Raw genomic sequence first — 22,117 nt, 5'->3', positions numbered from 1 at the left:
GTTTTGATAAGCCATAAACCAGCTCCATCAGCATATTTGCCTTTGGGCAAATTTTTTATAGATAAGACGGATAACCTATCACGCGTTCTTGTTTTTCTCACCATCTATAAAACCACCTTTTGAACCACCTTTTGAATTGCGCTTTTGACAGATTCATCTGATATCAAAATCGCATATAAAAAGACAATTAAAAAGTAAAAAGCAATAAAAACAATGTTTTATGGAATAAAAAAGATAAACAACGCTATCACGTGATATTGTAGAAAATCGAGAAGTGGTGCACGCCGTCCGCACCAGCATATGCTAATTCTTTCTTATTTTTCAGCATAAGTATAAACAAACAGAACACCCTCTTGAACCACCGTATAATGAAGCATTTATAGCGCTCTTAGGTCGCACCATTAGCGATGACTTCAATTGCGAATCATATCTTTTTTAAACAAATATTTTAGCCGTACTTTATAAGCTAAAGAGGCTTTATTCTAAGCAACTCTTTCTCACTTCATCATAATCATTCGAAACCAAAGAGATCTACTCGACCATAAAATCGTATTTACAATGCATAAAATAAAAAAATGAAGGTTCTATCAAAGATAGAACCTTTTAAGCCACTTTAGTTTCGCGAGAATTAAAATTTGTAAGCTATCCCAGCACGGAAGTCATTCGTTTTATACTTAATTTCAATCTCGTCCTTAAATTTCTTTTTACCAAAATCTGAGTAACGATATTCCCCACGTACAATGACATTATCTGTGATAGCAAAATCAACACCACCACCAAGAGTATAACCAAACATCATTTTTGTAGCATCTGATGTTGCATTAAAGCTCTCGTTCCCCGTAATTGATATCGACAAAATATCCTGAAACTGCCCATAAGCGACACCCCCAGAGATATAAGGCATCATACGACCAGCGGACAAACCAACACGCACTCGCGTGGAACCTGTCCATTTCTGCTTTAAAGTATGACTAAAGGTCATACGATCTTCTTCTGCCTCTCTTTGGTTTTTTATAACCGACGGAAGAACTCCATTTCTCACATCTCTTATTGATTTTTCAATAACTTTTTTTGCTAAATCATCAATTTTCTCTTCCGAGTCCTCTGGAGATTTATTTTTAACAAATACATCGGAACCGACCTCAGTTTTTTCATCGGAAATAATAATAGTTTTTGTCTTTTTTCGTTCAGGCAAAATTATATCGGTATCAACACCTAAGATAAAACTATTGCCGAGATCAAAATTGGCACCGGCATAAAGACCACCTACAAAACCAGACAATTTAGGCAAATATTTTTTCTCAACCGGAACCCATTTTTTATGCTTACTATCCTCATCAGGATAGAGAGGAATATCAACATCACGCGTTATTGCAGAAAGCTTACTTGAAAAACCACCGATCTGACCACCGAAATAAAAACCTGTCCAAGAAAAAGCAGGAACATCAACTGATGAAAAAACTTGTTCTGATTGTTGAGGAATGATAACATCTGCTGCTTGTACTACAGAACCTGAAATGAAAGCAAAAGCAGATATTGTTATTAAATATTTTGTATTCATAAAATTATATCCCCTTATTGTTTAAAAATAATCAGATTTAAAAAAACAAAGTGCTATAATATGCTTCAAAATTTCGTATACTTTTCTATAATTACATCAAAACTTAATTTTATAAAATAAAATATTAATCAATTTTAATATTTTATCAATAATAAACATTTTAAAAGATTAATATATATTAAATAAGCAAACAGTTTATACGTATATTTTTCAAAAAATTTCACAAAACGAAAAAACTAATACACTTTTATTTATATATTTCGGCGTCTATAGGCATAAAAAAATCATCTACCTAATATACTTAACACTAAATCTCACACCGAGATCATATATTTTTATAAAAAACTCTTAAATATGACATTATTAACGAGCACAAAATTGATTTTCAAACTTTACTAAGAACAAAAAATCTTAAAGTATTTTATTTAAAAATCGCTCTGCCTTCACTGATTTCTATATTATCTTCTGCATTTATTGCAAAATGGTCCCCATTAGGAAAAGTGATAAAACACCCCTTCATACAAACTGTAACTGTTTGATGCGCCTTTAGTGAGATATTTGAAGGATTACTCCCTTCAACAATAATAAAAGATTGTACCTTTAAATCAGTATTCTTCACTGTTGCGGCAAAAGCAGTCATATTTAAAATATCCAACAGCATGACCGCAAAAAAAACACGAGCATATTTTAGCATTCCAGGATTCCTTCTTCAACAAAACGTTTATATAATATAAAGCGAAGAGCATTGGTCACCTTAGAAGGTGAAGTAATGTTAGGCACATAAACAGCCAAAGTGAATGAAAATTTTTTACTATCAAACGCAGTAAAGCTGACCTGTGGTGCAGGGTGTTTTAAAATACCCTCTGTCGCAGAAGCAACCTCTAGCAGAAGTTCAACAACACGCTCTGGAGCAATGTTGGAAGAAACAGCAATAGGGATATCAACTCGCCCCATTTTACTACGTCGAGTCCAATTACTGACATTGTTATTGATGAGGCTTGAATTAGGAATAATAATCGTCTTACGCTGAAGTGTTTCAAGTTCCGTTGCACGCACACTGATACGTTTGACAATACCACCTACTGATCCAGCTTCCACATAATCTCCAAGTTTAAACGGTCTTCCAATCAAGATAATAAGCCCAGATACAAAGTTTTGAACAAGATTTTGCAAACCAAACCCTATGCCCAGCGAAAGCCCACCAGCAATAAGCGCAAAATTTTTAAGTTCAAACCCTGCCATTGACATCCCTATCAAAGCCGATACAATAATACCACAATAACTTATGACCGTTTTGATAGAATTACGGACCCCAGAATCAAATTCTCCATACTCCAAAACCGTTTCATCGAGCCAACTGATAAGTCGCCGGTTGAGAAACAAGAAAGTAAAGAAAGCAATAATTCCAGTTACAATAGAAATTAAAGAAATGAACACATTTCCAATTTGAAAACCAGTCATTAGCTGCCACAACACGGCTCTCAACTCAGAATACGAAAATCCAAACTGCACGGCAATCGGCATTGCGCAAAATACAATCACAACTAAATTAAGAAAAATACTCAGAATACCCCCCAATTGATTCATTGTTTTTTCTTCTAAATGCAACCACTGCATCAAAGTATGTCCAACACTTGTTTTCATAAATTGACCTTTATTTCCAAGTGCTTGAGCGCTTTTCATCCCCAAATACATGAGAACCAAAAATGCACCCCCAATTACAATTTGTTGCATAATAAAACGCGCTAAACCAACATAGCCTAAAAAATCCATCACAATAAGCGATAATCCCAATACAATAAGGGGAATGCGTATATAAAGCGGCCAAAACAGCGGTTCTCCCTTTTCATCTTGAGAACGTGCACGTCTAAATTGCAAAGGTACAAATGAAATTATAAACAGCAAAATCGCTACAAGAAAAACAGCAATGAAACTCTTTGCAATTGTCAAAGAAAGAGAGGCTGAAACTACTTGATAAATACTATCAAGAACAGCATCAAATGCCAAAATTATACCTAAAAAAGTCAACAAACTCATCAATTGATATGCCGCCGACGGTACAATATTTAAAAGACGCACATGTGGCATATTTGATGATAAAAGAACAACAGCCAAACGATTTATAAAAAAGACCAAACTAATTTGACACCCAACCGTATAAAATACCGTTGTGATTTTCCCTGAATCCAAACCAAAGCTATGAAACAAAAAAAACACCAGATAAATACAAACACCACAGACAAGCGAAGGGAGAAGAATTGCAACAAAAGCGATCAACAAGCGCTGTAAATAAGATACTTCCTCATTGCACTTGGCAACACGGTAACGTACATGTGCAAGAGCCTTACGAGAAAAATAAGAAAGGCCAACAGCAACAAAAAGCGGAATCAAAAAGGAAAGAAACAGTTGTAACAACTTGAAATAAAATACAAATTGCCACCAAGAATTGAACAAAAAAATAAAATTAGATGAAGCTTCTTCGGTTTTCTTAATAACGTGTTTAACCATTGGTATTGAAAAATCAAACCTGTAGGTAAGCTTGCGTTTAAAAAGTTCTCGAGATTGAGAAAGTGTAAGCTCAACTATTCTATTCGTAGCCAAAAATATCTCCTCAAGCCGGCGAACTGTATCATTAATCTTAGCCCTTTGCTCTATAAGGCTAAAGCGCTCCTTATTTTGACTTTTCAAGTTTTTTTGATCATCACGAATCTCTGTCAACTGATCAAGAAGTACATTAATATCATTAAGAGGAGCCCGCAAAGCAAATGCTGCTTCGAAAGCTCGTTTACTGGTATCTCGCGCCCGTAACCGCAGCTCTGCCAAAGAATTCTCATCTTCTGATTCGCTTTCACAGTCTTTTTCTAAAGCTTCTGTTTCTTGTTCAAGAATTCTAATAATTGACTGTTTTTTCTGAATAATTCTATCAATTGAGCGTGTGGTTATCGATTTTTTACTTATTTCAGTTTGTGTGATAAACTCCTCCCCCACACAAGAGTTAAACACGACAATAGTCCCAAGAATGAAGAAAAGAATGCGTAATTTTTTTAAAAAAAATGAATACATATCTGCCTTAGATGTAAACACAAAATCTCGCCTTCTAAAAATATGACAGGAGACAACTATTTTCAACTTTTGTAGAATAATTTTATAAAAGCTTCCCCTTATTCTATAATACTGGTAAGAGAAACAGAATAGAATAATTTGAAATTAAATTAAGACAAAGAGGGTAGCCTGGTATGTTTTTTTTGCACCTTTTTTGCAAAAAAGAAAATTTTTTCCCTTTTGCGACCTGGCTTCTGCTGTCCAGCTTTGGCATGCTTTTAATCAGTCACCTGGAAGTGTATGTTCATTTGATTGCACGATCAAATGCCAAGAATATAATTACAACTAATGCATTTGATTTAAAAGACAAGCGTGATAAATTAAATGTTACAACAACTGAAAACAAAAAACTTGTAACACTCCCTATAGATTCTGTTCTGTCTGCTAATATTTTTCAAAATATTATAGCATTGAATCTCTTTTTAATAATGACCATAGCTCTTTGCATACGGGTTGGAAACTTGCAAACGCAATATTTTTCGAATAAACGCGCTCCTCCTCTTTCTTGAATTATGAAACTATCATCTTATCTTACATCTACCTTTAATAACTATTAGATCACCTTTTAGCGGACTATATCATGCGTACACCCGGTTGGTTGACTACCCTTTATTGTTTTATCCTTTTAAGCAGCATTTACATTACCTTACCCAATTTATTTTCGCAAGAACAGGTTAAAAACTCACAATTCTTAACCAACACCCGTGTGACACTTGGGCTTGACCTTCAAGGAGGTTCTTCTCTCCTACTCGAAGTCGATGCCAAAACACTAAAACGTGATCAACTACACATAGTTTTGGGAAATGTGCGTAATAAACTCCGCGAAAAACAAATCCGTACATCGAGCGTTCGTATTATCGAAGATAGCGTCGTTGCACTTATTTCTGATCCATTACAAACTGAAAAAGCACTTTCTGCTTTGAAGACATTGATAACCCCCATACACAGCAGCTTTGGAGCTACAGCCAATGATATCACTATCAGTGCTCAAAATGAAACTCTCCGTGTAACATTAACTGAAGCTGGTATTAAGGATCGTCTTAGCAATGCTATTGAACAAAGTTTAGAAATCATTCGTCGCCGTATAGATCAAGTTGGTGTTACTGAGCCTGCCATCCAAAAGGTAGGGACCGATCGTATTATGGTTCAATTGCCAGGCTTACAAGACCCAAAGCAGTTACGTGATCTTTTAGGAACAACGGCTAAGATGACCTTTCATCTTGTGCCCTCTAATGTAGATATCAATAACCCACCTGCAGGTGTTTCAATCCTTCCCGGATATACAAATGAGACACAACGCTACGCGATTTATAACCAAATTGCCTTAGATGGAAATGTTCTGAAAGACGCCCGCGCAGGTTTCGATCCACAAATGCCGGGACGTTCTATTATTTCATTTACCCTGAATTCTGCTGGTGCAAAAATATTTGCAGAAATAACACGACAAAATATTAATCGTCCTTTTGCAATCGTTCTTGATAACAAAGTTTTGACCGCTCCTACCATTAATAGTGTCATTCCCAACGGACAAGGTCAAATTACAGGAAACTTTGATCCTAAAGAAGCCTCAACACTAGCGGCTTTGCTGCGCGCTGGTTCCTTGCCTGCACCACTCACCGTGATTGAAGAGAGAACCGTAGGTCCAAATCTTGGTGCTGATGCCATTCAAATGGGACTTTATACAGGCATTATCGGCTTTGTTCTTGTTACAGTTTTTATTTTTCTTCTATACAGAAGTTGGGGAATCATTACGAATATAGCCCTAGCTCTCCATACTATTTTAACATTTGCTGCACTAAGTCTCCTCGGAGCAACACTCACACTACCGGGTATTGCTGGTATTATTTTAGGAATTGGTATTGCCGTTGATGCCAATATTCTGATCAATGAGCGTATCCGCGAAGAAAGCCGAAAAGGTATCAGCGCCTTTGCTGCCTTAGACCGTGGTTTTAAACACGCTTTTGCAACCATTGTTGATGCCAATGTAACTGCAATCATTGCAACTATTTTACTTTTTTGGTTTGGCACCGGTCCTGTTCGCGGTTTCGCTGTAACAATGTTGCTTGGTATTATCATCTCCATGTTCACGAATATCACCATTGTGCGCATTATGATGATTTGGATCGTCCGTAAGTGGAAAATTAAAACATTACATCTTCACTCTATTTTCAAAATCACCACACAAAATACAACTTTCCGCTTTATGAAAGCGCGCTTCATTGGTATTGGCGTCTCAATTGTTTTATCAATCGTTTCAGTTTTTCTATTTTTTAAACCTGGCTTAAATTTCGGAATTGATTTCATTGGTGGTAGCCAAATGAGTATTACCACAAAAGCACCAGCAAACTTAGCAACCTTACGTTCTAAGCTTTCTGCCCTTAACATTGGCGAAATTACGCTGCAAAACATTGATAATGAACACACCGTGCTAATTCGTATGCAAAAACAAAGTGGCAGTGAAGCAGAGCAAACTATTGCTATTGATAAGGTTAAAACAGCTGTACAAAAGATCTATCCGAATGCCACATTTAATCAAATAGAGGTTGTTGGCCCCAAAATTTCAAGTGAGCTTGCTACAGCTGCTTTTACCGCTGTTATTCTCGCTGCAATTGCTATGTCCCTTTATATATGGTTGCGCTTCGAATGGTTCTTCGCAGTTGGAGCAATTGTTACACTCATCTTGGATACCACAAAAATGATTGGTTTTTTTGTTTTATTTCAATTTGATTTCAATTTAACAGCCATCGCGGCCCTCTTAACAATTGTTGGTTATTCTATAAATGATAAAGTTGTTGTTTATGATAGAATGCGTGAAAATATGCGTCTTTATAAAAAAATGCCGTTGCGTGAATTGATTGATCTCTCAATTAACCAAGTTCTTATACGTTGTCTCTTTACATCCGCAACCACAATTCTCGCTATGCTGCCTATGGCGATATGGGGCGGGAGTGCTGTCCATAATTTTGCATTGCCTATGGTTTTCGGAATTATTATTGCAACATCATCCTCTATCTTTATAGCTGCTCCTATTTTACTAATACTAGGAAATTGGTGGCGTGAACGAAACAATCGTACAAGCCCTAAACTAAGTAAAAACACCATGTAAATTCATAATGATGGACTACTCCTTTCTTCTCATAAAAATTACAGCCGTTTCAACGCATTCATTTTTTGATAAAGAGTCATAAATAATTCATGCTTCATGATACACCACTGATTACAACTATTGTTGCAGGCTTATGTTTAGCATTTCTTTTGGGAATGATTGCGAGTCGTTTACGTATCTCACCACTCGTGGGATACTTGTTAGCTGGTGTTATTGTAGGACCTAATACAGGCGGATTTAAAATAGATTCCGTTATTATTAATCAGCTCGCTGAAATTGGTATTATTTTGCTGATGTTTGGAGTTGGACTGCATTTTTCATTAAAAGATCTCTTATCTGTCAAAGCAATTGCGATCCCTGCTGCCATTGCACAGATGGCATTTTCTACTTTTCTAGGCTTCTGTCTTGGCTTGATCATGGGATGGAGGATCAGTGGTAGTGTAGTCTTCGGTTTAGCTTTATCAATAGCAAGTACTGTTATCTTGTTGCGTGCTCTGCAAGAACGCCATCTCATTGAAACAGAAAAAGGGCGTATTGCTGTTGGATGGCTGATTATTGAAGATTTAGCGATGGTTCTTATCCTTGTGCTCATACCATCCCTGGCAAACGTCCTTAGCAATACAAAAAAAGAAGCGCTTGATCCTCTTGTTCAATGGTTAGATTTAAGTATTTGGGGAATTTTTGGTCTTACCATCCTGAAAGTTATTCTATTTATCACACTTATGCTCGTTATTGGGCGACGCGTTATCCCATGGTTGCTAAAAATGAGCGCACAATCGGGATCACGTGAATTATTTCGTCTTAGCGTCTTTGCTATTGCTCTAGGAGTCGCTTTCGGAGCAGCACATTTATTTGGCGTTTCTCTTTCTCTTGGTGCCTTTTTTGCAGGCATGGTTATGAGTGAATCAGAGCTAAGCCATCGTGCAGCAGAAGAATCTTTACCACTACGAGACGCGTTTTCTGTTCTCTTTTTTGTTTCTGTGGGCATGTTATTTGACCCAGGAAAACTATTGACACATTTTTTTCCTCTCCTAGCAACTTTAGTTATTATTGTATTAGGAAAATCTGCTGTTGCCTTTTTCATCGTTAAAGCCTTTCGCTATTCTAATGCAACAGCTTTGATCATTGCTGCCAGCCTTGCCCAAATTGGAGAATTTTCTTTTATCCTTGCAGGTTTAAGTTTGAGCTTGGGACTTTTAAACAACGATGCGCATGATTTAATTCTTGGGGGAGCACTTCTTTCTATTTTGCTCAACCCCCTTGTTTTCATTGCCTGTAAAAAAATTAAAAAATGTCTAGAAAATTTTCCTGAAAATTTACAAGATACACAAACGATCATTGACATTAATCCGCAATACCCTGACCAGGAATTTTTACCAATAACCTCTAAAACCAACCACATCGTAATTATTGGTTACGGTCGTATTGGTAAATGCGTCGCATTATCTTTAATAGACAGAGATGAACTCGTAGTGATAGTAGAAGAATCAAAACGCCTCGCTGATCAAGCAATTGCAGATGGCTTTGAGGTAATTTGCGGTAACATCATTCAACAGGAAGTAATAAATGCAGCAAATATAAGCGATGCACACAAAGTTGTTATTACAATGCGAAGTACCATTGAAGTGGGAGAATGTATAGTGAATATACGTGATATGAAGAAGGATATCGAGATAATCACGCATGCATTATCCGATGTAGAAACAACTTATCTCATTGATTTAGGTGCAGATGTCGTAGTAACTGACGATGAAGAAATTGCCAACGGTGTTATTGAGCATATAATAGGACAGAGGTCCGTAAAGAATATGCACAATCATGAATTAAATTTACAGAAAACATAAAATGGATAAAGAAGCGTGAAAATAAAGCAGTTTATATGGCCCTTTATTGGTATTTTAGCAATGCTGATCTCTATCCGCATTCTTTATATAAAGCTCTCTGCCATTTCTTTCGGTGATGTATTGGAACGCTTAAGCAATTTAAGTGTACAACACTGGCTACTAGCCTGTTCATGCTCTTTCTTAGCTTATGCTGCTCTTGCTGGGTATGACCGAATTGCCTTACAGCATCTTGGCCATAAAATTTCTTGGGTTTTTATCGCTATATGTTCGTTTACCACCTATGCGCTTTCACACAATATTGGTGCTTCAGTTTTTTCTGGTGCAGTTGTACGTTATCGCGCCTATAAAATGAAAGGATTAAATGGAACAGAAATTGCGATCTTGGTCGGTTTTTGCTCTTTTACCTTTGTGATAGGCACAACCTTACTTTTTGGAATCGTTTTGATTTTGAAGCCTGAAATTATCACTCTCATTCATGATGAGCTTCCTGAATGGCTTGGAATAACCGTTGGTATAGTTCTGCTCGGCTGTATAGCACTCTATACTTTTGGCAGTTGGCTTCAATTAAAACCCTTACGCTTGAGCAAAAAAATTCAACTTTCCTATCCACGGCTAAAAATTGTCATTCAACAGCTTCTCATTAGCCCCTTAGAACTTTTAGGAGCAGCAGGAATTATATACGCTGTGCTCCCACACAACACAGATATTCATTTTATTTTTGTGCTTGGTGTTTTCCTCGCATCTTTCACTATAACACTTCTCTCCAACGCTCCAGCAGGAGGAATTGGTGTTCTAGAAGCTTTATTCATAACAGGCATGCCTAATGTAAACCCAACTGATGTTATTGCAGCACTTATTGTCTTTAGAATGCTTTATTTGATTATACCACTCATCATATCATTATTTGTTGTAGCAATTTTTGAAGCTCAACAATATTGGAAACGGGTTCCTAAAATACCACCCGAATAAATAAAAAAAATAATGCCCTCTCCTTTGTTCTTACATATAAAGAACGGTAACTGTACTGAATTGAGCTTTCTATATGTAACATATTTATTATATTTGTGATTCATCTTTTTTCATACTGCGTGAGAATCCCAAGATATCGTAAAGTTTTCTTATTTTAGTCCTATTCATAGTGAATCAATAAAAACTATTTTCTTTCCCATCAGAAACGGGTTCAATATATGAATCAAAAACTGTTTTTAAAAAATAAAATACCTCTTATAAGCCGCCTAAATGTAGACGCTGTAGCAATATTTTGAACTTGAAAATAAATAATGGCGCCGACTTACCCTTTCATAACATAAACGTAAAGAGAATAGCACCCTATAGACTTTGAGTTATAACTTTCACGAATAGCACTGTGAAAAGGGCGTAGGAGCGATGAAAAATTTTTCTAAAGCAAATTTGAGAATTAACCGCATAATGGTGTACTGTACATACTGAGGAGTATGATCCTATTAAAGAACGAGAAAAACAAAAGTGTAAGACAATACGCAATTTCTATTATTGAAAAGATGATTATAACAAATGACCTACATCATCGAATAGTTTATGCTATTTTAAAACTCTTAAGAGGGTAAAAAACAGCAATCTTGGAAGGTTATAAATTTCTTTAAAAATCGTGGAGCTGAATTAAAATGAATTAAAAGATGACAGTAAAGCTATGAATCCCCGAAACTGTTATCTTTATTTATTGTTTTTATATTGGGCTAAACAACGCTTCTCTTTCCACACTAAAGCCACGCCTATCAAAAAACATGGAAATATTTGATATCTTAGTTTTCTTTAAGAAACCCGCTTCATGAGCCTACCGAATGGTTTCTGTATAGAAAAATAACCATTTTTGTAAGCTTCAATCGACTTTCAATATTTAAAGATTGATATCGCTATTTTGTAATACCATTCACTCTATAACACTTTTTATGAAAGAAAAGAAACAAAGAGGCTTCTGTAAACTACCATAGTAAAATACAAGAAAAAACTTTACAAAATTTTTGTCTTAAAAAAGCAAAAATAACGTAGATGCAAACGACATTTTTGAGATTAGTAACCATTACCAATAACTTTGCATTTCTTTCTCTCAAATCCTCTCACGGATCATAAATAAAAAACCTCTAACATGAAGTGCATTAACAATTCAAACTTCGCATATCCATTATCTTACGTTAAAAACCTATAAAAATAATTAAAACACAATCGAACCACCAATCTCTATATCCTTTCATTCACTAAAATTAAGACAGAGCATTCCTATCACCTTAGTTACGAAAATAATTAGCTTTTTTCTGATAAAACAAGCGGAGAAATAAGAATTTTAGATATATTTCTGCGATCCATTTCGATAACTTTAAAGCGTAAACCGTCAGTTTCAAAGCTTTCTCCCTCATTCGGCAAATGACCAAATCGCCAAAGCATAAATCCTGCCAGAGTAGTATAACGATCTGCCTCATCAACAAGATTACGCTCAAGATAACCACTTAAACGGCGAATATCGGCATATCCTTCAACAAGAAGGCTTCCATTTTCCAGTTGTTCTGCTATTACCGGTTCTTCATCATCATCAAGAAAATCACCAGCAATAGCTTCAAGAATATCGGTTGGTGTTGCAATCCCTTCAAAAGAACCGTGCTCATCAACAATAATCGCAAGCTGAACCGAAGAACGGCGGAATTGCTCCATTAATCTTAAAACGCTTGTATTTTCATGAACGACGAGCGGTTCTCGCATAGCTTTTTTCCAATTGATCTTTTTGCCTTCAGCTAAATTTAAAAGAAGATCTTTTGTTAAAGCAACCCCAACAAATTCATCGACTTTTTCACGAGCAAGAATTAAACGGCTATGTTTAACCTTTTGTAATTCTTCACGCATTTCATTCTCATCACCATTTAAATCCAACCATTCAATCTCGTTACGTGGTGACATAATAGAGCGAACAGGACGATCAGCCAAATCGAGAACACCACGAATCATTTCTTTTTCTTCCGGCCGAAACAGCTCAGCAGTTGCAGCTTGTTCAGCAATGACATCTACAGTCTTACCAAGATTACCGTCTTTGTTTCTTCCTCCTAAGAGTCTTAAAACAGCATCGGCTGTCCGACCACGTAAATCATTTGTTGTAATCATCTTTGCACGATTACGACGTCCAATTTGATTAAAAGCTTCAATGAGAACAGAAAAACCAATAGCAGCATACAAATACCCTTTTGGAATATGAAAGCCAAATCCCTCAACAATAAGAGTAAAGCCAATCATCATCAAAAAGCCAAGACAAAGTATTACAATAGTGGAATGACGATTAATAAAACGCATAAGAACGCTAGATCCACACATCATCACCCCCATAGCAGCAATGACTGCTATATACATAACCACTGCCTGCTCTTTTGCAATCATACCTGTTGCAGTAATAATACTATCTAGGGAAAAAACAGCATCTAGTACCACAATTTGAACAATGACCTGCCAAAAAACAGCATAAGCAACGCCTGTTTTTCTTTCATGTGTTATCCCCTCTAATCTTTCATGTAATTCTAGCGTTGTCTTTGCCAGCAAAAAAGCACCACTGCCAATTAAAATAAGGCTATGCCAACTAAATACAAAAGGTGAGAATGAAAAAATTATCGTATCAAGATTCATCACCCATCCAATAACTGTAAGAAGAAAAAGCCGCATAACCAATGCTAAAGTAAGACCTATCAAGCGTGCGCGATCACGCAAATGCAGTGGCAACTTTTCAGCTAAAATTGCAATAAAAACAAGGTTGTCTATTCCTAAAACAATTTCGAGAAAAATCAACGTGACCAAGCCAACCCACGCATGGGGATCAGCGATCCACTCCATCATGTTTCATCCTTTAAAAACTGAAAAGTGCGCAATTGAAAAAACACATTCATGAGCTTTCATTCTCATAACGGATCAAGAACACTAAACGCGAATAGTTTGCATTCAAAACAAAAAACCGCAAAACATTGCATAAACGCACATAGTTATTGATAAAATTTATAGAAAAGAATAGCACCCCACACCACCTGTAACCACAAGAAGGCTCCTCTGAATTTTTCTTGGGCATTACGTGCGACGATCCTCCAATTCACAGCTCTTTTTTTATAAAACAGTCAAAATATATATTTTACAGAGATTCTTAATAATGGTTCTATTTTTGTATAAGATCAAGAGGCAATACTATATTTTTAACTGTAGAGCCAATTTAGCTATAGACTTTACCGGTTTCCTATAAAAAACAACAAAACTTATCTAGACATCATCCTTCAGGAGCGTTATAGAACCGTTCATTCTCATTTTTTGGAGAACAATGGGTGATTAGCTCAGTCGGTAGAGCAGCTGACTCTTAATCAGCGGGTCGTGGGTTCGATTCCCTCATCACCCACCATTTAGCTTTATATTGTCAATAACCTGTTGATTTTTATATATTTTTTAAGGTGCGGGATAAGTGTAGTTTGACAGTAGGTTTTGCATAATTTGACAGCAGGTTTTGCATCAATTTATTTTTTTTCAAAGAGTTTTAAAGGGGGTCTCAAAGGGTCTTCAAAGATCTTTCAAAGGGGTCTTTAAAACCCCTTTAATGCATCTTTTTCTCTTCCTCTAAAAACGCAATTTGAGATGAGGAGCTCTCCAGCCGGAGTCGGTTTCTTGCAACCACATGTATAAGATGTATTTACCTCTTTTATCTTAAAGTGGCTAAAGGTGTTTCGGATTTCTGCTACATCATTGAGAGACAGAAGAAACTTCCCCTTTAATTGTGCAAGCAGTGTGGACATCCTCTGGTAATCCTCCCGCTTAAACAAATCTTTTCCATAATAATCTTCAACGCCAAAATAAGGCAGATCAAGATAAAACAAAGTGGTTGGCCCGGTCATAGCGCCTGACAAAGTCAAACCAGTCTAAATGTTCAATGGTCACACCTGCGAAGCGCCGGTAAATAAGCTTTAATAAGGCTTCCAGTTTGAAAGAGTTAAACCGTGCACCACGGTGTGGATCAACTCCAAATGTCCGCTTTGCCACCTTGCCCCGCAAAACTCAACCGCTGCAGATATAAAAACCGCAAAGCACGCTCTAAATCCGTAAGCGTCTTTGGATCTTGGAGAGTAAAATACTGAAACGCCTCACGACTGCTTATCTGGAACTCCAACAGATCCATAAAAGGGTGATAATGGCGTTGCAACACACGAAAAAAATTTACCACATCACCTGAACGATCATTGATGACTTCATATAAGGGGATCAATTTGCGCCTTGAAGAATATTCCCCCCATTCCAATAAAAGGCTCAGCATAAGTGCGATGAGGAATGCCTTCGATGATTTTAATAAGGGTCTTCGCCAACTTGATTTTGCCACCAACATAAGCAGCAGCCGGTTCTAGAGGATCAACAGATTTTAATGTTTCTTTACAAAGTGTGTCCATCATTTTTTAACACTCTTTCATCTATATTCGCCATCTTCTCATTGCTTTAAGTGATAAGAAGTGGCTGCGATGTTAAGTTCTGTTACATCGGACGGGGTGTTCGCAAAACTTGTCCCGTTGGCTGGGCAACCAGCCCAGCCTCTATTCTTTGTTGCTTTCCTTTCCCTTGTCTGGTGCTTCCAGGATGATTTCTGTGATGTATCCGCTTTGTTTGTCATAGCGGTGGGTGACGGTGGCGGCTTTCCATGGACCATTGATTTCACCACGAAAGCCTTGCAGCAAAAGAGGCTGGTCTGCCATGATCTCGGGGCGCCCCTCTAAGGTTAAGGAGCCACTGCTCACAGCACGGCACAGCCTGTCTGATTCTGATGCCGCGGCTGCTTGTGCTTCTTCCTTGCTGGTGTAACAAGTGCGCAGACGGCGCACAGGACCACAAAACCCTATCTGCTGCGTGACTTGGCATTGTTGCCCTTGTGAGCGATCAAAATAAGCAGCTGCAATGGTGCCATATTGCGTGCGTGGCTCTAACGTGAATTCCCAGCTCGAACAGTCATGTTTATAGATGGTCAGTGAAGGTAAATTGTCCCCGCTTAAAAATAAAAACTTCTCGTCTTTGATCAAAAAACGTGCCTGCATGCGGTCAGCAAGGCGGGTTAAAAAATCAACAGCCGACTGATTTGTGCGAATCACATAAGGCAAAGTTTGTTTGCTAAACTGAGGGCTGACCTTTGCTTGATAGCCATGGCGTTTGGCCAGTGTCTCGACAATCTCGCCAATGGTTTTGTTGTCAAAATGTTCACTCGCCTGTTCTTTGAGTTCTTTACGCATCGAAGCGCTTTTGCCACAAAGGCGCAAAATCTCTCCCTCACTGCCCCCGATACTCACAACCGACTCAACAACAAAACGCCCCATAAAAGCACGGATGCCGTTCTCATAGCCAAAGATCACCTGTAGCGCGCTGCCCGTTTGTGGAAAGCCTTCATCGCGATAACTGTCATCCAGAAAGGGGTCGGCAAACATACCTTTTTTGGCAACAGGTTCTTTGGAGTCGACATTGCTTTTAATGCGCTCTAACTGCATCAACCGGTCAAGCGAGAGCACCCGTTGAAAATAGCGCCACATCTCATCATAGGAGGCAACCCGTGTGCCATCATTGACCACAAGGGGCGTATCAAGCCAACTGTTGGTGAGGGTTGCAAGAGAGAGCACATCATCAGGGACACTGGGCGCCGTGGGTTGGTCTGAGGAAACCCCTTTGATATAGACGACATTGCCTTTTGTGTTGAGACCAATACGGTCAATGCGGGGCAATTTGTAGGTGTAACTCACAATGATATCACCCCCTATTGCTCCACCGAATACCGTAATTTCCTGCGTTGTTACTTTATCAGCCGTGATTTTTGCACGGTAACGGTAAGTTACCGTATAGCTGCTTCCTGGTAAAGGTTCATCTCCCACCGGGGCCCAGTCAATGGTGTCTCCGGTTTTTTTGAAATCTGTGCCTTCTTTAAATTCCTTGGTTCCTTGAACAATTTTGATAAATGCGGTGATGCTTTTATCGGGAACACCATCACGCCCAGCGGCAACCGCACCACGGGTGACGTTAACGGTCTTTTCTTTTGTCAACAAAAGAGACTGAACAGCGGCGATGGGGGTATAGTAGGGTTTAAAGATAAAGCTTGTTTTTCCCCTTGGGGGCACAAAAATATGGGTTTCACTAGGAACGGCACTTGTCGAAAAGTCTTCCTCCTCTTCATAGCGCAAAGCAGCCAAGCGTTTGCGTTTGAAACCACTGATATTGGCTTCTCCCTCTTGAATACTGAACACTTGCTTTTGTCCCTCTTTTCCAAGGGCTGTGACACGGCATCCTCGCACGATATAATGTCCATGGGCGCGGTCGTACGTCGCAATAGCTTGCATGGCCGGTTCAAGCAGAGAGGGGGATTTTTGATCAATGAGAACACCATCTTGCAAGATATAGACCGGAAAGAAAGCCCCTTGCTGGTCATCCTCTTTGAGAGCCCACACAAGCTTTGCGATCTCACGTGCCGCTCCGGGCTCTCCTTCTGCCAAGGATCCTGGCACTTGTCCCAACAGTTCTGGATCATCCTCATGAGTAACCCATTTCTTTTGCAACTTTACACCGATTTCAATGCGCCCCATCATGGAAATATTCTCCAAGACAGCATTTGAGACGGGAAAGATATCGCCTGCGATATAAATCTTGCCCTCCGTTAAGGTGATGCTTTGATTGTCTTTGTTGACGAAAGCATCAGCCCGTTCAACGCGGTCTCCTTCTTGTGCCACAAGGCGCCCCAAACGGTCATGACGCCCCCTGATAATGGTTTGAACTTCATTGAGTTCACCACCTTGAAGAAAAGGGCGTCTGCCATAAAACACCACGCTTTGTTGTTCATCTTTGCCTACCGATCTGTCAATTGCAAAGGGTAAACCACTTTCATGCTTCATGTTAAAACCTCAATAAAATTTTGAATTGTTCGCGAACATCGGCACGCAAAGGAATGTTGATAGGTGTTTTGAGGATCTCGACCCCGCCCTTCAGTTCATCAGCCCCTAACCAAAGCTTGCCAGGAGGTGTCTGTTGTGTGCATGTGGCATGAACGAGGAGGGAAACAGAGGCGGTTTGTTTGTCCTCAACATTGTGACAATCTGTGCGGGCAGCAAGAAACAACAAAGTGCCTGCTGGGGAAGGACTAAATCTGTTGCCGCAATGGCTGTAAACACCCTCTAAAGCTTGTTCGACAGGCGCGACAGCATAGCATCTGCGAAACCCAATCACGGCATTTTGGCTGTCTCTTAACACCAGATAAAGCGTGCGGTTGCCAAACCACTCTGCCATGAGGATATCGCGTTGATGTTTTTTGACCGAACACCAGGGAAAATTTGCCATGTCCCAAGGATAATCAATTTGGTTCCAGCTTAATTCCTCATCCCCATCATCTATCCAATTGCCAATAAGCCTGCCTTCTTCTTCTCCCAGCGTGTGGTTGATCTCTGTTGTGCGCCCAAAGGAAAACAGAGTGCCTCCCGTTGTCACCCACACACCGCTTTCATACTCCAACAGGCTGTCATCAAGCCGTGACAGATTGCCTTCTAGGGCTTGCACATCATAACCATAAACACCCCGGCGAAAATCAGAGCGCAAACTTTTGGAAAGGTCGGTGATTGCTTCAATGGCTTCAAGGCTGTTTTGCTCAGGCAAGTGATCAAAGTAGAGTTGAAAGGAATTCCACCATACCCGCCCTGACCATGCTGGTACAAAGCGTGCCGAAATCTCCAACCATGCAAACCCTCTCTCAATGGCGCCAAGAGAGCCGCGAATATTTTGCCATTGCAGCTCTTGGTCAATAAGATCGTAAGGATTAGTAAAATAAGGACTTAATTCTTGTAAGCCATATTCATCAATTAAGGAGGGCAACCAAGAAGGCGGACGCGTGATCAATTTTGCACGGGAAATATCTTCGAGCGTACTTTTAACGTGAGGATCAAAAGCCATCGCTTCTGCCAAGCAGCGTTCAAATAAGTTCGAATTTGGGGGCAAAAGTGAGGAAAGCATCAATAAGCACGCCCCCGTTCAGACAAGACAATCTCCCCTAGTGCAACCGCTTCATCCGGTGCGACCAAAAGATCCTCACAAGGGTGCGTTATGTTCACATGGTGAACGCCCTCAACCATCAAGCGGCTTAGGATCCAACTTAAAGACAGATCACGCCCAAGCCTTTGCGCACGCGCCCATTCTGCTCTTAAATTCTGCTCTGCTCTTTCCAAGACAAAGGAGCCTTCATCCGGTAACAACCAAAAATCAGCAGAAACATTGATCATCCGCTGTACCGCGCTTTTCACAAGGATGTGGTCATTGGTCATTTTAACATGAGGGTCATCAAGAGCTGCTTGCACCTTGGCAATTAAAGCCTCATCAGCCACCCCTGAGGGGCTGTCACTAAAAAGCGCCACATGAATAAGCGGGCTTTTGCCTAAACGATAAACAAAAGCATCTTTGACATGGATATCACTGGAGAGGGCAAAATATTGATAATGTGGCACTGTGCCACCTGTGGAATGTCCTTGTCTCTTCAAGCGAATGCGGCGGCGAAAACGGGCATCATCTTCATCCAAAAGGCGCGTGACCCCATGAAAATCCCCTAAATGATCCAAACTTGTTCCACGAGCAAACGCAAGCAAATTATCCCGTGCACCTCATTGATCCGCTGGCGCAAGAGCAACTCTTCATAAGCCGCCGCTTGCAATTGAATGACCACCGGATCATAAGCGGTCTTTTCCACATTATAAGGAATATGATGCACCGCAAAAAGTTCAGTCAAACGCGTGATTTTTTGCTGTAAAATTGCTTCAACAGAAAGCTCTTCAATAATTTGTGGCAGAGGGAGTTGTGGATGAGGTAAATGTTCAAACTCTGTCATCACCAACCTCTAAATTGATGTGCATTGGCTCTTTGTGTGACCAATCTCCCAAATGTCCATCGGGATAAAAAACACCGGTTAAAACAAAATGGAATGTGCCTTCACGCGTTGCTTTTGTCAGATCAATCCTCTGCAACGAAAAGCCAGGCTCTCCACACTCTGGATCATCGAGTGCTTGCACAATGGCTTGATAAAGCTGCATCATCGTTGCAGGATCAGCATTAGCATCTTGGAATGCTCCAACATCACACCTATAATGACGACGCAAAACCCGTGTCCCAATCCTTGTCGTCAAACATTTACGGATAGACTGTTGGCAATGGTCCCAACCATATAAGAGAGAGCCATCCTTTTCGCTCATCCCGCACCGCATGCTTTAAGCCCCTTTCCTTGTCTTTACCGAAGACACGCTTGGAGCCGCAGAAACAACAGGGGCTGGTTTTTCAGCAATCTGACCAAGCAGCAACGGATATTTAGCCGCTTCCTCACTTAAACAAATTTCCTCACCTTTGCCCGGTGAACGCTTGCCTGCAACAAAATCGGCATTGGTTAAAATAACATAACTGTTCTCATGCATGATAAACTCCTTTAAAGGGGGTGAGAGGTTGTGGAGGGACCTATTTTGACCCCACCGTGAACATGGCTTGCGCCAACAGATTTTTGATTGTGCTGTAAATCTTCTGCTTGAATGTGCACACTGCTCGTTAATGCCACACGGGTTGATTGGTGGCAAAGCACCAGACCTTTTTCACTCAAATGGATTTGGTTTTCCCCATGGGAGAGAATGAGTTCATCTTTTGTGATACGCAAAGCACCACCAGCATAACACAGCGCCAACTCTTGGCAAGAGCGTGCGGGATTAGGTGCATCCGCACTATAACTGTCGCGCACCACTAAAGAGGCAGAGCCAATTTCGCCATGGGGGTTTAACAACCGCACCGGATCACCAATGTTTAAAGGCATATTGCTTGAGAGAGCACCAGAAGCTTCTTGTGCTTGCAACCAAGGCGATAAAACTGCTTGTCCATTGGAACTCTGTTCGGAAAGTTTCACCCGCACCCTATGGCCATCAACTTCTGCAACCCGCCCGATCATGTGCTGGTTAGCAAGACAGCGTTCAAGCGCATCAAGACGCTTCATGATTTGCCGCAAGGTGTCACTCAACAAATGCGCATCATTCATGGACACACCTCGTTGTCCCATGATTCATTGTCACATGAGAGCAAACCAGTTTTGAGTTGTCCCTCATCACAAAAAATATCCTGTCCCAAATGATGCAAATCTTGGTGCCATTCCACCACACTGATCGACACACCACGCTGCTTAATCGCCGCCGAAATAATCGGTTCGATCTGGACATCACGCGGGGCACTTAAATGCGTTAACCCCCACAATTGCCCGCTATGACAAAGCACTGCAATGGCTTCTGCCAAAAGCCAACTTTGAACATCACGCTCTTTGCCCGTGGTGATAATAAAAGCCCCTAAATGAAGATCGGCACTCTGCTGCCCAGAAGCCACAGAATTTAAGCGACTTTCTAACACCGCAACCCGTATGGCTGGTGCCACTAGCATTTGTGTTTCCAGTTCTTCTAAATTAAAACGCCCAAATTGACAGCTGCAATCACGTACATCCGGCAAAGCCCTTTTAAGGTTCTTTATCACCGCCTCACGAAACTGATTAATGCGCCCTGCATTTTTGACCGTTTGACTCATGAAAAGACCCTTCCCAACCAATCTTCTGCCGCTTTGACAATTTCCACTTTATTGCGCTCTGAAAGCCCCAAATAAGGCCGTGCCGGCATACTCACTTGAGGTACACACACGAAGCGATGCGCATTGCCGCTTTTTAAAAAAAAGCGCAGTGTCTTGCCACTTTTCGGGCGAATGACCCCACCCAATTGATGAATCCGCGCATAAACCAATCCAGAGCCCACAATCACCTGTTCTGGTGATGCCACCATATCAATGGAGCGTGAAAGCGCTCCACTGGCAAAAAGAATGGAGGTACGGGCATGATTGTTTTGCCATTTCTCTCCTTGAGGAGAAGTTTTTTCGCTTTGTATCCGCCGCCTTGTGCTCTCTTGGATGAGACGCCCCACCCCTTGTGCCAAAGTTCCCATCGAGCTCTCAGCGCCTTTTTGTAAAAAAGATAAAGCCGCTTCAAGCCCTGTCTCTTTAATCTCAATATGGGTTGAAACAGACATGTTATCTTCCTATCAAACGCGGCTTGGCATGGAAAAAAGCGCCATCCTTCACCGGACCATCTTCACTCATAATCTTAGGTTCATCCACACCCAAACCCGCCTTGCCTTCCGCAATGCGTTTCAATACATCAACCGCCTGTTTGTAACGATCTTCAATGGCCGTGGTCAGTGCCGTATGGCGTATGGCTAAATTATAAACGGCAATATTGACACAGATCATCGCCAAAGCCGCTGGCTGTCCAGCAATGGGGACAGAGTAGCGATGAGACAAATGCACATCAATCTCACCGCTTGCTTGCTCTAGAGCGCGGGCAATGGCTTGCTCTAAAAGAACGGGATCAAAATTCTCGTCAACCCCGCATAAATCGTCTAAGAAGTCATCACCCCAGAGCTCTTCAATCAATCTTTTGCTTGCATACGCTATGTT

Annotated in this window: 16 protein-coding genes, 1 tRNA gene and 2 pseudogenes; 5 read left to right on the top strand and 14 right to left on the bottom strand. The window is 40.2% G+C overall.

Annotation, left to right across the window (positions count from 1 at the left end; genetic code table 11):
• Window positions 1–628 precede the first annotated feature (628 nt).
• The 3 genes from HNQ69_RS05715 to HNQ69_RS05705 all read right to left on the bottom strand — a co-directional run bounded on the left by HNQ69_RS05715 (window position 629) and on the right by HNQ69_RS05705 (window position 4,624).
• Complete coding sequence (locus HNQ69_RS05715; protein ID WP_183229103.1) at window positions 629–1,561, bottom strand: outer membrane protein; 933 nt, start codon at window positions 1,559–1,561, stop codon at window positions 629–631.
• A 421-nt stretch (window positions 1,562–1,982) separates the two neighbouring features.
• Window positions 1,983–2,255: a hypothetical protein gene (locus HNQ69_RS05710; RefSeq protein WP_183229101.1), complete on the bottom strand. Its 273-nt coding sequence runs from the start codon at window positions 2,253–2,255 to the stop codon at window positions 1,983–1,985.
• Window positions 2,249–4,624 carry a mechanosensitive ion channel domain-containing protein gene (locus tag HNQ69_RS05705; RefSeq protein ID WP_183229113.1) on the bottom strand — a complete coding sequence of 792 codons (2,376 nt, stop codon included), beginning with the start codon at window positions 4,622–4,624 and terminating at the stop codon, window positions 2,249–2,251. The genes HNQ69_RS05710 and HNQ69_RS05705 overlap by 7 nt, the downstream gene beginning before the upstream one ends.
• 251 nt (window positions 4,625–4,875) lie before the next feature.
• Here HNQ69_RS05705 and HNQ69_RS07665 point away from each other — a divergent pair, with 251 nt between their 5' ends.
• The 4 genes from HNQ69_RS07665 (at window position 4,876) to HNQ69_RS05690 (ending at window position 10,582) form a co-directional block, all read left to right on the top strand.
• Window positions 4,876–5,172: a hypothetical protein gene (locus HNQ69_RS07665; RefSeq protein ID WP_343056861.1), complete on the top strand. Its 297-nt coding sequence runs from the start codon at window positions 4,876–4,878 to the stop codon at window positions 5,170–5,172.
• A 71-nt stretch (window positions 5,173–5,243) separates the two neighbouring features.
• On the top strand, window positions 5,244–7,769 hold the full coding sequence (gene secD, locus HNQ69_RS05700) for a protein translocase subunit SecD (RefSeq protein WP_183229100.1): 2,526 nt from the start codon (window positions 5,244–5,246) through the stop codon (window positions 7,767–7,769).
• A gap of 89 nt (window positions 7,770–7,858) precedes the next feature.
• Complete coding sequence (locus HNQ69_RS05695) at window positions 7,859–9,613, top strand: cation:proton antiporter domain-containing protein (protein WP_183229098.1); 1,755 nt, start codon at window positions 7,859–7,861, stop codon at window positions 9,611–9,613.
• Window positions 9,614–9,628: 15 nt separating this feature from the next.
• Window positions 9,629–10,582: a lysylphosphatidylglycerol synthase domain-containing protein gene (locus tag HNQ69_RS05690; protein ID WP_183229096.1), complete on the top strand. Its 954-nt coding sequence runs from the start codon at window positions 9,629–9,631 to the stop codon at window positions 10,580–10,582.
• Window positions 10,583–11,893: 1,311 nt separating this feature from the next.
• Here HNQ69_RS05690 and HNQ69_RS05685 read toward each other — a convergent pair.
• On the bottom strand, window positions 11,894–13,462 hold the full coding sequence (locus HNQ69_RS05685) for a TerC family protein (protein WP_183229095.1): 1,569 nt from the start codon (window positions 13,460–13,462) through the stop codon (window positions 11,894–11,896).
• Between the two features lie 471 nt (window positions 13,463–13,933).
• Between HNQ69_RS05685 and HNQ69_RS05680 the strand changes: the two genes are divergently transcribed.
• Window positions 13,934–14,009 (top strand) — tRNA-Lys (locus HNQ69_RS05680).
• A 178-nt stretch (window positions 14,010–14,187) separates the two neighbouring features.
• Here HNQ69_RS05680 and HNQ69_RS05675 read toward each other — a convergent pair.
• From HNQ69_RS05675 to HNQ69_RS05630, 10 genes and pseudogenes are all read right to left on the bottom strand, one after another.
• Window positions 14,188–15,042 (bottom strand): annotated as a pseudogene (locus HNQ69_RS05675) (DNA adenine methylase).
• A gap of 141 nt (window positions 15,043–15,183) precedes the next feature.
• Window positions 15,184–17,511 carry a DUF4815 domain-containing protein gene (locus HNQ69_RS08175; protein WP_281380946.1) on the bottom strand — a complete coding sequence of 776 codons (2,328 nt, stop codon included), beginning with the start codon at window positions 17,509–17,511 and terminating at the stop codon, window positions 15,184–15,186.
• Between the two features lies 1 nt (window position 17,512).
• Window positions 17,513–18,619: a phage tail protein gene (locus tag HNQ69_RS05665; protein WP_183229093.1), complete on the bottom strand. Its 1,107-nt coding sequence runs from the start codon at window positions 18,617–18,619 to the stop codon at window positions 17,513–17,515.
• Window positions 18,619–19,484 (bottom strand): annotated as a pseudogene (locus HNQ69_RS05660) (baseplate assembly protein). The gene HNQ69_RS05665 and the pseudogene HNQ69_RS05660 overlap by 1 nt, the downstream one beginning before the upstream one ends.
• The gene (locus HNQ69_RS05655) at window positions 19,471–19,857 is read right to left on the bottom strand and encodes a GPW/gp25 family protein (RefSeq protein ID WP_183229091.1); all 387 of its coding nucleotides are present in this window, start codon (window positions 19,855–19,857) and stop codon (window positions 19,471–19,473) included. Before HNQ69_RS05655 ends, HNQ69_RS05660 begins: the two are co-directional and overlap by 14 nt.
• A 3-nt stretch (window positions 19,858–19,860) precedes the next feature.
• On the bottom strand, window positions 19,861–20,061 hold the full coding sequence (locus HNQ69_RS05650; protein WP_183229090.1) for a hypothetical protein: 201 nt from the start codon (window positions 20,059–20,061) through the stop codon (window positions 19,861–19,863).
• 11 nt (window positions 20,062–20,072) lie between these two features.
• Window positions 20,073–20,666, bottom strand: coding sequence for a phage baseplate assembly protein V (locus HNQ69_RS05645; RefSeq protein ID WP_183229088.1), 594 nt, complete (start codon window positions 20,664–20,666; stop codon window positions 20,073–20,075).
• Entirely contained in the window at window positions 20,663–21,199 is a 537-nt protein-coding gene (locus HNQ69_RS05640) for a hypothetical protein (protein ID WP_183229087.1), read from the bottom strand. The genes HNQ69_RS05645 and HNQ69_RS05640 overlap by 4 nt, the downstream gene beginning before the upstream one ends.
• Entirely contained in the window at window positions 21,196–21,690 is a 495-nt protein-coding gene (locus tag HNQ69_RS05635) for a phage virion morphogenesis family protein (protein ID WP_183229086.1), read from the bottom strand. Before HNQ69_RS05635 ends, HNQ69_RS05640 begins: the two co-directional genes overlap by 4 nt.
• A 1-nt stretch (window position 21,691) precedes the next feature.
• Window positions 21,692–22,114 (bottom strand): phage protein Gp36 family protein, encoded by a 423-nt coding sequence (locus HNQ69_RS05630; RefSeq protein WP_183229112.1) that lies wholly within the window; start codon window positions 22,112–22,114, stop codon window positions 21,692–21,694.
• Window positions 22,115–22,117: the final 3 nt, after the last annotated feature.

This window comes from Bartonella callosciuri (assembly GCF_014203215.1).
Classification (GTDB): Bacteria; Pseudomonadota; Alphaproteobacteria; order Rhizobiales; family Rhizobiaceae; genus Bartonella; species Bartonella callosciuri.
The sequence above is the reverse complement of the archived record's forward strand: the minus strand, read 5'-3'. Positions and strand labels throughout refer to the sequence as shown.

Excerpts from the sequence above, each read along its gene's own strand:
- HNQ69_RS05695 (WP_183229098.1), top strand. The coding sequence starts at position 7,859 with ATGCTTCATGATACACCACTGATTACAACTATTGTTGCAGGCTTATGT.
- secD (WP_183229100.1), top strand. The coding sequence starts at position 5,244 with ATGCGTACACCCGGTTGGTTGACTACCCTTTATTGTTTTATCCTTTTA.
- HNQ69_RS05635 (WP_183229086.1), bottom strand. The coding sequence starts at position 21,690 with ATGTCTGTTTCAACCCATATTGAGATTAAAGAGACAGGGCTTGAAGCG.
- HNQ69_RS05715 (WP_183229103.1), bottom strand. The coding sequence starts at position 1,561 with ATGAATACAAAATATTTAATAACAATATCTGCTTTTGCTTTCATTTCA.
- HNQ69_RS05705 (WP_183229113.1), bottom strand. The coding sequence starts at position 4,624 with ATGTATTCATTTTTTTTAAAAAAATTACGCATTCTTTTCTTCATTCTT.
- HNQ69_RS05710 (WP_183229101.1), bottom strand. The coding sequence starts at position 2,255 with ATGCTAAAATATGCTCGTGTTTTTTTTGCGGTCATGCTGTTGGATATT.
- HNQ69_RS05655 (WP_183229091.1), bottom strand. The coding sequence starts at position 19,857 with ATGCGGTGCGGGATGAGCGAAAAGGATGGCTCTCTCTTATATGGTTGG.
- HNQ69_RS08175 (WP_281380946.1), bottom strand. The coding sequence starts at position 17,511 with ATGAAGCATGAAAGTGGTTTACCCTTTGCAATTGACAGATCGGTAGGC.
- HNQ69_RS05640 (WP_183229087.1), bottom strand. The coding sequence starts at position 21,199 with ATGAGTCAAACGGTCAAAAATGCAGGGCGCATTAATCAGTTTCGTGAG.
- HNQ69_RS05685 (WP_183229095.1), bottom strand. The coding sequence starts at position 13,462 with ATGATGGAGTGGATCGCTGATCCCCATGCGTGGGTTGGCTTGGTCACG.
- HNQ69_RS05665 (WP_183229093.1), bottom strand. The coding sequence starts at position 18,619 with ATGCTTTCCTCACTTTTGCCCCCAAATTCGAACTTATTTGAACGCTGC.
- HNQ69_RS05645 (WP_183229088.1), bottom strand. The coding sequence starts at position 20,666 with ATGAATGATGCGCATTTGTTGAGTGACACCTTGCGGCAAATCATGAAG.
- HNQ69_RS07665 (WP_343056861.1), top strand. The coding sequence starts at position 4,876 with ATGCTTTTAATCAGTCACCTGGAAGTGTATGTTCATTTGATTGCACGA.
- HNQ69_RS05650 (WP_183229090.1), bottom strand. The coding sequence starts at position 20,061 with ATGCATGAGAACAGTTATGTTATTTTAACCAATGCCGATTTTGTTGCA.